Here is a 13,689-nt window from a genome sequence, read left to right as displayed (position 1 = left end):
CCACGTCCCGAGCGCGAACCCGCAAAACAGGATGAGACCGCACACGCACGCCAGGAATGCCCACCGATCCCATCGACGGGCCGCGTGCATGTCATCTAGCAGCCTCATACTCTCGGCCTGCATAGCTTCACGTAGCCGTCTGCTATCGGCTTGCAGCCGCAATGCGTCTGCGTGTAGACGGGCGTTGGTAGCTCTCGTCCTGCTCTTGTTCACAGTCACTCCTTCGCCTTGGGCGTTGCATGTCCATCATGCGCCGTGATCTTGGGCCAGTCGATACGGTCGAGAGCTTCCAGCATGGTCTGGAGCGACGCGGCGGCGGTGTAGGTCTTACGCCCTGCGGAACCCTGGGCGCTATGCCCGGTTATAGAATCCATCGTAGCTTCGCCCACATGCTTCTCTGCCAGGGACGACCGGAGCCAATGGCGAAACTTGTGCGAGCCTTCAAGCGCCCCTTCAGGTAATACTGCATCCTTGCGGAACTGATGGAACCATTGGCCCATAGTGTCACCCGGTCCCCGAGCACGCCCCCACGCAGACGGGAATGCGGAACCGGTACCGCCCGGGATTTCCTGGAGCCACTGGGTAAACCAAGGATCGGCCAAGAGGTGCGCGGCCAGCGGTACGACTCGCTCGGACTCCTGAGTCTTGACCGTGCCCGCCTCAGCAGTGATCCGTATCACCGTAACCCCGTTACGGGTCTGGAAGTCCTCTTTCCGTAGCTGCGCAATCTCGCCAATGCGTGCCCCAGTGTGCAGCAGTAACAGCAGCAAAGCGCGACCATCAGACGGCGCTACGTCCTGCCAATGGGGGACGGCCGCCATGCGAGCAGAGAACAGTGAATGACCGAACATGCGCCGCAGTTCATCGTCGGTCCAAGGCCCACGCGATTTCGCCCCGATAGTCTTGTCAAACGTGAGGTCGAGCGGGTTCCGCTCCAGTAAATCAGCCTTCACTGCGACGTTTGCTAGGGACGTAATGCAGGCAGCATGATTTCCAGCAGTCTTTCGGGACCATCCGCGAGCCGGGTCTAGCAGGAAGTCGAGAAATACAGCCCCCGTTGCCTTGGTGAGCTGACTAAGTGGCACGCGGCCCACGGCCTGCTCGAACAGCGCCAGCGCCTTCTCTGTTCGTCCAATTGCGTTGTCTTTAGGGGCATTACGGGCGATCCAGGCAGGAACGACTTCGCGCAACGTCTGGGGCGGCCTGCTAGCCGTGTGTTGTATCGGCGGCTGTGGTCTGGTCGGGGTTTCGACTGGTTCGCCTTGATCCCGCTTTTCCACGTCCATCAAAGCAGCTACAACGGCACGCCCAATTTGAATCAGACATTGCGTCCCTTCGGGTGACGCCCAATCGACCCGAATACCCCAAGATTCCGCAGTGCTGTTGGCGAAACCCAAGGCGAAATCGAGCTTTCCCCGACTCAGGGCGTCCGCGCAATCGCGTTTCCAGCCAGCATAGCCTTGCCGCGCAAGCGTCCACAGTCTGTCATTTCCGGCCGCGCCGAACCGGAAGCCATCATCCCCTCCGAGAATCCTGCGTCGGACTGCCTCTTTGAACTGTTGTGCCAACGCCGGGGTAAGCGTTACAAACGGAGCGGGTTCGGTTTTCGCCCTAAGGGCTTCAAACCGCCGTTGCCATTCCGCGATGATTTCGTGTGCCCGCGTGCAGGCCTCGATTCGATTGCTTGTCCTGAGACTCGCCCGAAAGGCATCGGCCCTCGGTTTGCCCGTCTTTGGATTGCGGAAGTGTTGTTGCAGGTCTTTGGGCACGCCGATCCGGAGGTGGAACACGGACGAGCCTGGGCGCAAATAGACGCCAGTGGGAAGGGTTGCCAAGTCAGTCATCTCCGCATTGTTGCACGGCGGAATTGACACACCAAACTGACACACCCGGAAAAAGGAAAGGCCTGGAAAGCTACCCCAGATAAGGAAACCCTTTACTGACGAGCCTTCCAGGCCTTGATTCCTGGTCGGGGCGAGAGGATTTGAACCTCCGACCACCTGCACCCCATGCAGGTACGCTACCAGGCTGCGCTACGCCCCGAAAGAAAAAAATTATAACAGACAGTTTCCCGATTTAGAACGGGTCGCATGCATTTTGTCCGTGTTCTCGTGAAATTTTTCGGCGCGATGGCGTCGACGCGAGCAATCTACGGTGCCGCCCCCGTCGCCGTCACCGCTTGCGCGCGACACAGATGACCGTCAGGCCGGCAACGCGATTGAAGCGGAACATCGGCAACTCGATGCGGCAGATCGTCTTGAGCAAGCCGTTGACGAACGGATGATGACGACGCAATTGCGACGCGGGCTCGCGCGGATGCGAACGTGCCCGCTCGCCGAGCCGCAATGCGGCCGCGAGCGGAAACGTGAGGCCGAAATAATAGGCGCCGCGCTCGACGTCGAGCCCTGCACGCCGGACCACGTTCTCCAGCCCGCCGAGCGTATACCTGCGCTTGTGCTCGAGGAAATCGTCGTGGCCGCTCCACAGGAACTGGAACGCGGGCACCGTGATCAGGAACCGGCTGCCCGAAGGCGCGCCCTGCACATACTGCGTCAGCAGCCCGACGTCGTCGTCGACATGCTCTAGCACGTCCATCAGCAACACGAGATCGGCATCGAATCGATCGACGGAGCGCCGAAAGTGAATGGGCTTGCCGGCCGCCTCGCCGTCGCTGTCGTCGGCATAGCTCGTATCGACACACCATGCTTCCATCGCGTGCGTGCGTTCGAGCAGATGCTTCGAGAAAAACCCCGAGCCCGCCCCGACGTCGAGTATCCGGTTCGCGCCAGTCGCGCCCAGGAACCGGCGAATCGCGCTCGCCTTCGACGCGTAGTACCAGTGATCGCCCACCCCCGCACCCAGTACGTCGACTTCCTTCAGGTCCATGGCGCTTCCCCGTGATGGCTGCCGTGTTGTGATGTCGAACCCGCCACTGATGCCGATCTTACCCCGCCGCCGTCGCCGATCGTATCCGTCGATGCCCGGGGCCGCGCCGCCTCTGCATCGGGCGAAACCCGTGCCGGCCAAGGCGGGCCGCGAGTTTTCAGGATCGCTTCGAACGATAGCCACCGGCGGCCCGCACAAACCAAACGACCGTTTGATCCGGCCGTACCCCCGGCGCGAATCCGTTGTCTGGGCGCCCGCCGGCGCGGCGCGCCGGGGCGGCGGTTGTTTGGTGACGCCGCTCTAGCGCGCTATGACACACTGCACGGCATCGACGCTCGCGCCGGGCACTGGCGCGCCGCCGTCGATCAAGACAAGACATGGAGACAGACGATGCGGAATACGGTCCGGCGCGGCCATCGCTCGCCTTTGGCAATTTTCGACTGGTTTTCCGGCCGGCGACGCACGGCCGCCCCGCAGTCGCACACGACATCCCGCCTGTTCGGCTGCGGCGCGCTGGCGCTCGCGCTGCTCTGCGCGGGCTGCGCGGAATCCGCCGCGCAGCGCGACAGCAACACATCCATCGCATCCACGAAGATCGAACGCGCCAAGGCCGAGCGCCTCGCGCGCGAACGGCAGCTTGCGCGCACCGTGCCGTCGCTCGCGTCGATCAGCCTCACGCAGCCGCGCCCGTTCACGCTGCGCGACTCGGGCCAGAACGGCGCGATGACGTTCCTGCGCGACGTCGATTTCCGCGTCGTCAACAACCTCGGCTTCTTCATCCATCAGTTGTCGGCCACGCTCGTGCCGACGCAAGCCGGCGCGCCGATCGTATTCGACGATCCGACGAGCTTCGAGATCGACGTGCACGAAGGCACGGTCACGCTCGACAACGCGAAGCTGACCGCCCTCTTCAACACCTACATCTTCGGCTATCGCAACGCGCCGCTGCGCAAGCTCGCGGTGTCGGCCGGCGACGGCGTGATCCATCTGCAAGGCGAGATGCGGCGCGACGGCTGGGTACCGTTCTCGCTGACCGGCACGCTCGCGGTCCGCGACGGCAGCCAGCTCGTGTTCCACCCGACCGGCGTACGCGTGTCGGGCCTCGACGCGCAGCCGGTGATGCGCGCGGCCAACGTGAAAATGGCCGACCTGTTGAAGGTGCAGACACCGATCGCGCAACTCGCCGGCGACGATCTCGTGATGGCCGTCGACAAGCTGATGCCGCCGCCGCGCCTGAAACTCACGATCACCGCCGTGCGCGTGACGCCGGCCGGCCTCGACCTGAAGCTCGACGACGGCACGCATGCCGGCTTCGCGATGCCCGCGAACGCGCCGCAGCAGGCGATGTACATCCGCGGCGGCGACGTGAAATTCATGCGCTCGATGCCGATGAACGCGGACATCCTGATCGGGCCGGTCGACCCGTCGAAGCGCGACCAGACGTTCGTGTTCGACCTGTATCACTATCGCGACCAGGTATCGGCCGGCTACTTCAACTTCGACGAAAGCGGCGCGATGACGATCCGGATGCCTTCGTATACGGGCCCGGCCAGCGGCGCGGCGCTCGGCAACGCGGCCGCGCGCCTGAACGACAGCTTTCTCGCCGCGCAGCAGAATGCGCTACGCGACGTGCGCCAGCACTGGGAAGCGTCCGCGCTCGCGGCGGACGCGATGCGGCCCGGCATGCAGAAGGTCGCGATGCGACGCACGTCGTCGACGCCGTTCAACGAACGGTACGTGTCGAACCGCAACCCGACGATCCATCTGCGCAACGTCGATTTCAACCTGTCCGGTGACATCGGCTTTCATGTCGACGATCTCGACGTGGAACTCGTGTCGAAGCGCCCGGGCGAACCCGTCGATCTCGACGACCCGAACCAGTACGACATCCGCATTCTCGGCGGCACGGTCGTCGAGTCGTGGAAGGCGATGTCGGCGCTGTTCAACGACTACCTGCTCGACTATTCGCCGCGCTCGCTGAACGACCTGCAACTGAGCGCGGACGGCCAGGACCTGCGCGTCCAGGGCGGCATCAAGCTGTGGAATCACGTACCGGGTGTCTGGCTGCCGACCGACATGAAGGGCTCGCTGACGGTGCTCGACGACCGGCATCTCGCCTTCACGCCGTCGCAGGTGTCGGTGCTCGGCATCCCGCAGGCCACGCTGCTGCGCTCGCTCGGCATCGAGCTCGCATCGCTGACGCCGTTGCGGCGACGCGGCGCGGAACTGCGCGGCGACACGCTCGTGCTCGACCAGTACACCGTGTTCCCGCCGCCCGTGCTGAACGGCAAGCTGGCCCAGGCCACCGTCGAGCGCGATGGATTGCGTCTCACGTTCCGGCGCGCGGCGGGCGCGCCCGCGCCGAAGCGGCCGCAGATCGACGCGCCGAGCTATATGTGGATGGAAGGCGGCGACATGAAGATGTTCAACGTGCTCGAACTGAACGTGCGCGCGCTGATCCGGAATTCGGCCGAGGCCGGGCCGATGCGGTTCGACCTGTACGACTATCGCAGCCAGGTCGCGCAGGGCTCGGTGCGGATGCTGCCGGACGGCACGCTGGTCGTCGACATCGGACAGAAGAATCCGCTTGCGTCGCGCTGATCCGCAAGCAAGCACGGCCCGCATGAAAAAAGCCCGGTGGCAGATCGCCAACCGGGCTTTTCAACGCATCCTGCGCGGCGCGCACTCAGTCGTGTTTCAGTCCGTCGATCACGTCCAGCAACGCCTGCCGCAACGCAATGACGTCGACGTTTTCGCCGGGCTTGCCCGCCCCGCGCCCATCGTTTGCCTGCGCGTCGGAGTCGACCGGCTCCGCCGCGGCCCGCTCGCTGCCCGGCGAATCGAGCCGGTTGCGCGCGCCGTTGATCGTGAAGCCCTGCTCGTACAGCAACTCGCGAATCCGCCGGATCAGCAGCACCTCGTGATGCTGGTAATACCGCCGGTTGCCGCGCCGCTTCACCGGCCGCAACTGAGTGAATTCCTGTTCCCAGTAACGCAGCACATGTGGCTTGACCCCGCACAGCTCGCTGACTTCGCCGATCGTGAAGTAGCGCTTCGCGGGAATCGGAGGCAAAACGACTTTCTCAACCGTGGTGGTCATCGTCGGTTAACCGTCGGTAAGGGATGCGCGGGGCCGCGCAGGGGCGCCGGCGCGTGTTACTCCGCGCCGTTTTCGACCAGCGCCTTCAGTTTCTGGCTCGCGTGGAAGGTTACCACCCGGCGGGCCGCGATCGGAATCGCCTCGCCCGTCTTCGGATTGCGGCCCGGACGCTGCGGCTTGTCGCGCAACTGGAAATTGCCGAACCCCGACAGCTTGACGCTTTCACCGTTTTCGAGCGCGTCGCGGATCACTTCGAAAAACGCCTCGACCATGTCCTTCGCTTCACGCTTGTTCAGCCCGACGCTGTCGAACAACAGCTCCGCCAGTTCCGCCTTCGTCAGCGTCGGCGTCTCGGTGGACGCCGGCGCCGAAGCGTCGCGGTTCATCGCGCTGCGTTGCGCCGTCAGGAGGGCTTCGAATTCACTCGAGGTCATGTCGTTCATATCTGCCATACAGCGCGTTGAATCAAAACTTACGATGGAAAAAAGCCGCCCGCGAACGGGCGGGCCCTCTCCCTAGCCGCGCAGACGCGCACCGGCACGCGCCATCCGCTCGACCAGCGTCTGGATCGCCTGATCGACGACCTCGTCCTGCAGCGTGCCAGCCGCGTCCTGCAGCGTCACGCGGAACGCAAGGCTCTTCTCGTTCGCGGCAAGGCCACCGGAAGTATTTGATTTTGCACGAAATTCGTCGAAGAGTACAACCTTCTGAACGAATCGGCAGGCGTCTTCCGCAAGCGCCTTCTTCATTTCGTCGAAAAGGGCCTGTACCTCGACCGCCTGATCGACGACAACGGCGATATCGCGACGGACCGGCGGGAATTTCGACACGTCGGTCGGCGCGGGCAGCGCACGTGCGATCAGCGCGTCCGCGTCGATCTCGAACATCACCGGCGCGTGCGGCAGCTCGTACTTCTGCATCAGACGCGGATGCAGTTCGCCGATCCAGCCGACCGCGCGGCCGTCGACCTCGATGCGTGCGCTGCGGCCCGGATGAAGGGCCGGATGCTCGGCCTTCACGAAGCGTGCCACCGCCGGCGCGAGCAGCGCTTCGAGATCGCCCTTCACGTCGAAGAAATCGACCGCGCGGGTCGCCACGCCCCACTGCTCGTCGAGTGCCGGACCGTACGCAAGCGCACCGACGCGCTTCGGCTGCGCATGCCCCTCGACCGCCAGCTCGCCGGCCTTCACCGACGGATCGGCGACGAACACGCGACCCGACTCGAACACGCGCACGCGATCGGCGCGACGGTTCAGGTTGTGGCGCAGCACGGCGATCAGGCTGCCGAACAGCGTCGTGCGCATCACCGAAAGCTGGCTCGCGATCGGATTCAGCAGACGAATCGGGTTGTCGTTGCCCGCGAAATCGCGCTCCCACTCCGCATCGACGAAGCTGAAGTTGACGGTTTCCGCGTAGTCGCGCGCGGCCAGCGCGTGACGAATGTCGTGGATCGAACGCCGCGTTTCGTGGGTCGCGCGCATTTCGCTCGTCGCGACCGGCGGCCGCGCGGGGATCTTCTCGAAGCCGTAGATGCGCGCCACTTCCTCGATCAGGTCTTCCTCGATCTCGATGTCGAAGCGGTGCGACGGCGGCGTGACGAGGAACGCGTCGTCTTCACGCTCGAACGGCAGGCCGAGGCGCGTGAAGATGTTCGCGATCTCGTCGGCGCCGATCTTCACGCCGATGATGCGGTTCGCGCGCGACACGCGCATCTTCACCGGCGCGCGCTGCGGCAGGTTCACCGCCTGATCGTCGACCGGGCCGGCCTTGCCGCCGCAGATCTCGAGGATCAGTTGCGTGATGCGCTCGACGTGTTCGACGGTCGTCGCGTAATCGACGCCGCGCTCGAAGCGATGGGCCGCATCGGTCGAGAAGTTGTACTTGCGCGCGCGGCCGCGGATGCTGTCCGGCCACCAGAACGCGGCTTCCAGGTAGATGTTGGTCGTATCGAGCGTGACGGCCGTGCTGTCGCCGCCCATGATGCCGGCCAGGCTTTCGACCTGACGGTCGTCCGCAATCACGCCGACCGTTTCGTCGAGTTCGACCGTGTTGCCGTTGAGCAGCTTCAGCGATTCGCCGCGCTTGCCCCAACGAACCTCGATGCCGCCGTGGATCTTGTCGAGATCGAACACGTGCGACGGGCGGCCGAGTTCGAACATCACGTAGTTCGAGATGTCGACGAGCGCGGACACGCTGCGCTGGCCCGAACGCTCGAGGCGCTCGACCATCCACTGCGGCGTCTTCGCGCCCGCGTTCACGCCGCGGATCACGCGGCCCGAAAAACGGCCGCACAGATCCGGCGCGGCGATGCGCACCGGCAACGTTTCGTCGAGCTCGACGTTCACCGGGCGGATGTCGACCGGCGTCAGCGGCGCGCCGGTGATCGCGGCCGTCTCGCGCGCGATGCCGAACACCGACAGGCAGTCGGCCTTGTTCGGCGTCAGCTTGATTTCGAAGATCGTGTCGTCGAGATTGAGGGTCTCGCGGATGTCCTGGCCGATCGGCGTGTCTTCCGGCAGGATCAGCAACCCGCTGTGGTCTTCCGACAGCTTCAGCTCGCGCGCCGAGCACAGCATCCCCTGGCTCTCCACGCCGCGCAGCTTCGACAGCTTGATCGCGAACGGCTTGCCGCCCTCTTCCGCCGGCGGCAGTTCCGCGCCCACCAGCGCGACCGGCACCTTGATGCCGGGCGCCACGTTCGGCGCGCCGCAGACGATGTTCAGCGTCGCGCCGGTGCCGGCGTCGACCTGGCAGACATTGAGCTTGTCCGCATCCGGATGCTTGACGACTTCGAGCACGCGGCCGACGACGATCTTCGACGTCGGCGGCGCCGCCTTGCTCAGCGATTCGACTTCGAGCCCCGCCATCGTCAGCGCGTGCGACAGCTCGTCGGTCGTCAGCTGCGGGTCGACAAAGGTTCTCAACCAGGATTCAGGGAATTGCATGGATGTCTACGTTCGAAACGGGTTAGATCGGCGCCCGGGCCCCTTCGGAAACGTCCGGCGGGGGCATGCACGGGCACATGTCGGCGCGGCGAGCAGCGTTACGCGAACTGGCGCAGGAAACGCAGATCGTTCTCGAAGAACAGCCGCAGATCCTGCACGCCGTAGCGCAGCATCGTCAGGCGCTCGAGGCCGCTGCCGAACGCGAAACCGATGTAGCGCTCGGGGTCGAGGCCCATGTTGCGGATCACGGTCGGATGCACCTGGCCCGAGCCGGAAATTTCGAGCCACTTGCCGGCGTTCTTGCCTTGCTCGAACATCATGTCGATCTCGGCCGACGGTTCCGTGAACGGGAAATACGACGGACGGAAGCGCACGAGGATGTCGTCGCGCTCGAAGAATTTTTTCAGGAAGTCGGTATAGACGCCCTTGAGATCGGCGAAGCTGATGTTTTCGTCGATCCACAGCCCCTCGACCTGATTGAACATCGGCGAGTGGGTCGCATCGCTGTCGACGCGATACGTGCGGCCCGGTGCGATCACCTTGATCGGCGGACGGTTCGTGCGCGCATAACGCACCTGCATCGGGCTCGTGTGCGTGCGCAGCAGCAGCTGACGGCCGTCGGCATCCTTGCCTTCGACGTAGAAGGTGTCCTGCATCGAACGCGCCGGATGGTTCTCCGGGCTGTTCAGCGACGTGAAGTTGTACCAGTCGGTCTCGATTTCGGGGCCGTCGGCCACGTCGAAACCGATCGAGCCGAAAATCCGTTCGACCCGCTCCCACGTGCGCATCACCGGGTGCAGGCTGCCTGTGCCGGCGCCGCGGCCCGGCAGCGTCACGTCGATCGCTTCGGCGGTGAGGCGCTGATTCAGCAGCGCGTCGGCCAGTGCCTGGCGACGGGCGGTGAGCGCGGCTTCAACCTGCTGCTTCGCGACGTTGATGCGTGCGCCTTCGGTCTTGCGTGCTTCGGGATCGAGCTTGCCGAGGCCCTTGAGCAACTCGGTCAGCGCACCCGATTTACCGAGAAATCGAGCTTTCTCGTTTTCGAGCGTGGTGATGTCGGCAGCCTGTTCGAAGGACTGCTGCGCGTCGGCGACAATCTGGTCCAGATCCATAGATCCCATCATTTCCAACGTCATTCGGTCTTGGCGAGAAAATCTACCCACCAAACAAAAAAGGGGCTCGGAAGAGCCCCGTTTTCGCTGCAGCGGCCGAGACTACCGGAACCTCGCTGCAACTAACCACGCAGTGCTAATTTCGCAATTAGGCTGCAACGGCGGCTTTCACCTGCTTGACGATCGCAGCAAAAGCAGCCTTGTCGAACACCGCCATGTCGGCCAGCACCTTACGGTCGAGTTCGATCGACGCCTTCTTCAGGCCGTTGATGAACACGCTGTAGGTCATGTCGTGCTGGCGAACTGCCGCGTTGATACGCGTGATCCACAGTGCGCGGAACACACGCTTCTTGTTGCGGCGATCGCGGTACGCGTACTGACCAGCGCGCATCACCGCCTGCTTGGCGATGCGGTAGACGTTATTGCGACGGCCGCGATAACCCTTGGCCAGGTTGATGATCTTCTTGTGGCGGGCCCGTGCGGTTACCCCACGTTTGACTCGAGGCATGTTTCTCTCCTTGGAGTATCAGTTGAGGGGTTACGCGAACGGGAGCATCGCGCGGACGGAGTTCAGATCGGAATCGTGAACTGCCGTTGCGCCGCGCAGATGGCGCTTGTTCTTCGTGGTTTTCTTGGTCAGGATGTGGCGCTTGAAGGCTTGACCGCGCTTGACGGTACCGCCCGGACGCACCACGAAGCGCTTTGCAGCGCTCTTCTTGGTCTTCATCTTAGGCATGACGAACAACTCCAGTTTATTAGATGGCGATGGGTGTGCGGTTGGCTTGCGCCCTTGACCCGCCCTTCGAAACCCAGTCCACTTGTGTACGGCGAACCGCTCGCGCAGCCGCCGTCGTTGCTGGCGCGCCGCCCTGACCGGGCAACGCGCCGAACCACTGTCGAACCTGCGCGCGATGCGCGCGGGCCCGTTACTTCTTTTTCTTCGGCGAGAGCACCATGATCATCTGGCGCCCTTCCATCTTCGGCATCTGCTCGACCTGGCCGACTTCCTCGAGATCCGTGCGCAGACGCTCGAGCATCCGCATACCGATTTCCTGGTGAGCCATTTCGCGGCCGCGGAAACGCAACGTGATCTTCGTCTTGTCGCCCTCTTCGAGGAAGCGCACGAGATTGCGGAGCTTGACGTTGTAATCCCCGTCATCGGTACCCGGACGGAACTTGACTTCCTTGACCTGGATGACCTTCTGCTTCAGCTTCGCTTCGTGCTGCTTCTTCGATTCCTGGTACTTGAACTTGCCGTAATCCATCAGACGGCAAACCGGCGGCACCGCTTGCGGCGCGATTTCCACCAGGTCAACATCCAGTTCTTCCGATTTACGGAAAGCGTCAGCGAGTTTTACGATACCGAGCGGTTCATTCTCGATCCCGACCAGGCGCACTTCCGGCGCAGTGATTTCACCGTTGATGCGGTGCGACGACTTATCAGTAGCGATGTTACGTTTCCTCTAAAAATTAAAAAAACGAGCCGCGCTGCCAGGGCGGTTACTTGAACGAGCGCAGGTCTTCCTGCAGACGCTCAACGAAGGCTTCGACCGGCATAACGCCAAGGTCGACGCCGCCACGGGCACGCACGGCTACCGTTTGCGCATCACGCTCCTTATCGCCCACGACGAGGAGATAAGGCACCTTTTCCAGCGTGTGCTCGCGTATTTTATAGCTAATCTTCTCGTTGCGCAAATCGGCCGCCACTCTAACCCCTTGTTTTTGCAACGATTGGGCCAGAGACTGCGCATATTCGGCCTGACTTTCGGCGATATTGAGCACAATTGCCTGGTACGGCGCGAGCCAAACCGGCATTGCACCAGCATGGTGCTCGATCAAAATGCCAAGGAAACGCTCCATCGAACCGACGATCGCGCGGTGCAGCATCACCGGCCGGCGGCGGCTGTTGTCTTCCGCCACGTACTCGGCGCCCAGGCGCTCCGGCAGCACCATGTCGAGCTGCAGCGTGCCGCACTGCCACGAGCGGCCGAGCGCATCCTTGATGTGGTACTCGATCTTCGGGCCGTAGAACGCACCCTCGCCCGGCAACTCTTCCCACGTGAGGCCACAGGCGGTCAGCGCATCGCGCAGACCCTGCTCGGCGCGATCCCACGTCTCGTCCGTGCCCGCACGCTGGTCGGGGCGCAGCGACAGCTTGATGTCGATGTGATCGAAGCCGAAATCCTTGTACACGCTCATGGCCAGCGTGTTGAACGCGATCGATTCCGAGATGAACTGGTCTTCCGTACAGAAGATGTGCGCATCGTCCTGCACGAAGCCGCGCACGCGCATCAGGCCGTGCAGCGCGCCCGACGCCTCGTTGCGGTGGCACGAGCCGAATTCCGCGTAGCGCAGCGGGAGATCGCGGTACGAACGCAGGCCGTGCTTGAACACCTGGACGTGGCCCGGGCAGTTCATCGGCTTGATCGCGTAGTCGCGTTTCTCCGACTCCGTCGTGAACATGTTCTCGCGATAGTTCTGCCAGTGGCCCGACGCTTCCCACAGCGAGCGGTCCATGATCATCGGCGTCTTGATCTCGAGATAGCCGGCTTCGTTGACGCGGCGGCGCATGTACTGCTCGACCTGCTGCCACAGCGCCCAGCCCTTCGGATGCCAGAACACCATGCCCGGCGACTCTTCCTGCATGTGGAACAGGTCGAGCTGCTTGCCCAGCTTGCGGTGGTCGCGCTTTTCCGCTTCCTCGAGCATGTGCAGGTACTGGTCCTGGTCTTCCTTCTTCGTCCAGGCCGTGCCGTAGATCCGCTGCAGCTGCTCGTTCTTCGAATCGCCGCGCCAGTACGCGCCGGCGACCTTCATCAGCTTGAAGACCTTCAGCTTGCCGGTGGACGGCACGTGCGGGCCGCGACACAGATCGGTGAAGCCGCCGTGCGAGTACAGCTTGATTTCATCGCTTTGCGGAATCGATTCGATGATCTCGGCCTTGTACTTCTCGCCGATGCTGCGGAAGTAACCGGCCGCCTCGTCGCGCGACACGACACGGCGCGTGACCGGCTCGTCCTTCTTCGCGAGTTCCTGCATGCGCTTTTCGATCTTTTCCAGATCTTCCGGCGTAAACGGGCGGTTGTACGAGAAGTCGTAATAGAAACCGTTGTCGATCACCGGGCCGATCGTCACCTGCGCGTCCGGATACAGTTCCTTCACCGCATACGCGAGCAAGTGGGCGGTCGAATGGCGGATGATGTCGAGGCCGTCGGCATCCTTGTCCGTGACGATCGCGAGCGACGCGTCGCGGTCGATTACCGTCGACGTATCCACGAGCTCGCCATCGAGCTTGCCACCAAGCGCAGCCTTCGCAAGACCGGGACCGATCGAGGCCGCAACCTCGGCGACTGTCACCGGATGCTCGTATTGTCGAACTGAGCCGTCAGGCAAGCGTATCGAAACCATAGCACTCTCCGTGATGCCGACAGTGGGCGGCAGACCAGGTACGCGAGATCGAACTCGCGCATGAAAATTTCGCGACAAAAAAAATGCGGCCCCGCTTTCGAGGGGCCGCATTCGATACTTCACTCAAACTGAAAGGGCGAAAACGTTCCTCGACTAGCGTCGCTCCGAAGTGGTTTCGGTCAACGTTCGCGGTGTCATAACCGTATTCGCCTTGTTCGCGTTGAGTTGTGTACTGCTT

General features: G+C 63.2%; 11 protein-coding genes and 1 tRNA gene. 1 reads left to right on the top strand and 11 read right to left on the bottom strand.

The features are described from left to right. Positions 1-215: 215 nt before the first annotated feature. The 3 genes from WS64_RS32405 to WS64_RS05705 form a co-directional block, all read right to left on the bottom strand. Positions 216-1,835, bottom strand: a complete 1,620-nt coding sequence (locus tag WS64_RS32405) for a DUF6538 domain-containing protein (protein WP_167351609.1) — start codon at positions 1,833-1,835, stop codon at positions 216-218. 131 nt (positions 1,836-1,966) lie between these two features. Then, positions 1,967-2,043 (bottom strand) — tRNA-Pro (locus WS64_RS05710). A gap of 129 nt (positions 2,044-2,172) precedes the next feature. Then, positions 2,173-2,886 (bottom strand): class I SAM-dependent methyltransferase, encoded by a 714-nt coding sequence (locus tag WS64_RS05705; RefSeq protein WP_060965956.1) that lies wholly within the window; start codon positions 2,884-2,886, stop codon positions 2,173-2,175. Positions 2,887-3,276: 390 nt separating this feature from the next. Between WS64_RS05705 and WS64_RS05700 the strand changes: the two genes are divergently transcribed. Beyond that, positions 3,277-5,487: a hypothetical protein gene (locus WS64_RS05700; RefSeq protein ID WP_060965955.1), complete on the top strand. Its 2,211-nt coding sequence runs from the start codon at positions 3,277-3,279 to the stop codon at positions 5,485-5,487. Positions 5,488-5,572: 85 nt separating this feature from the next. Here WS64_RS05700 and WS64_RS05695 read toward each other — a convergent pair whose 3' ends face one another. The 8 genes from WS64_RS05695 to thrS all read right to left on the bottom strand — a co-directional run bounded on the left by WS64_RS05695 (position 5,573) and on the right by thrS (position 13,451). Then, positions 5,573-5,986, bottom strand: a complete 414-nt coding sequence (locus tag WS64_RS05695) for a MerR family transcriptional regulator (RefSeq protein ID WP_060965954.1) — start codon at positions 5,984-5,986, stop codon at positions 5,573-5,575. Positions 5,987-6,042: 56 nt separating this feature from the next. Continuing rightward, positions 6,043-6,429 (bottom strand): integration host factor subunit alpha, encoded by a 387-nt coding sequence (locus WS64_RS05690; RefSeq protein WP_006486093.1) that lies wholly within the window; start codon positions 6,427-6,429, stop codon positions 6,043-6,045. 72 nt (positions 6,430-6,501) lie between these two features. Further along, positions 6,502-8,931, bottom strand: a complete 2,430-nt coding sequence (gene pheT / locus WS64_RS05685) for a phenylalanine--tRNA ligase subunit beta (protein ID WP_060965953.1) — start codon at positions 8,929-8,931, stop codon at positions 6,502-6,504. Between the two features lie 98 nt (positions 8,932-9,029). After that, positions 9,030-10,043, bottom strand: coding sequence for a phenylalanine--tRNA ligase subunit alpha (gene pheS / locus WS64_RS05680; RefSeq protein ID WP_060965952.1), 1,014 nt, complete (start codon positions 10,041-10,043; stop codon positions 9,030-9,032). A 148-nt stretch (positions 10,044-10,191) separates the two neighbouring features. After that, entirely contained in the window at positions 10,192-10,551 is a 360-nt protein-coding gene (gene rplT, locus WS64_RS05675; protein ID WP_004192938.1) for a 50S ribosomal protein L20, read from the bottom strand. A 30-nt stretch (positions 10,552-10,581) separates the two neighbouring features. Next, a complete protein-coding gene (gene rpmI, locus WS64_RS05670) occupies positions 10,582-10,779 on the bottom strand; it encodes a 50S ribosomal protein L35 (protein ID WP_004191477.1) in 198 nt (65 codons plus the stop codon). Positions 10,780-10,969: 190 nt separating this feature from the next. Continuing rightward, entirely contained in the window at positions 10,970-11,494 is a 525-nt protein-coding gene (gene infC, locus WS64_RS05665) for a translation initiation factor IF-3 (RefSeq protein ID WP_071734130.1), read from the bottom strand. A gap of 49 nt (positions 11,495-11,543) precedes the next feature. Further along, positions 11,544-13,451: a threonine--tRNA ligase gene (thrS, locus tag WS64_RS05660; protein WP_006486105.1), complete on the bottom strand. Its 1,908-nt coding sequence runs from the start codon at positions 13,449-13,451 to the stop codon at positions 11,544-11,546. Between the last annotated feature and the right edge of the window lie 238 nt (positions 13,452-13,689).

Origin of the sequence: Burkholderia anthina (assembly GCF_001547525.1) — a bacterium.
GTDB lineage: Bacteria > Pseudomonadota > Gammaproteobacteria > Burkholderiales > Burkholderiaceae > Burkholderia > Burkholderia semiarida.
The sequence above is the reverse complement of the archived record's forward strand: the minus strand, read 5'-3'. Positions and strand labels throughout refer to the sequence as shown.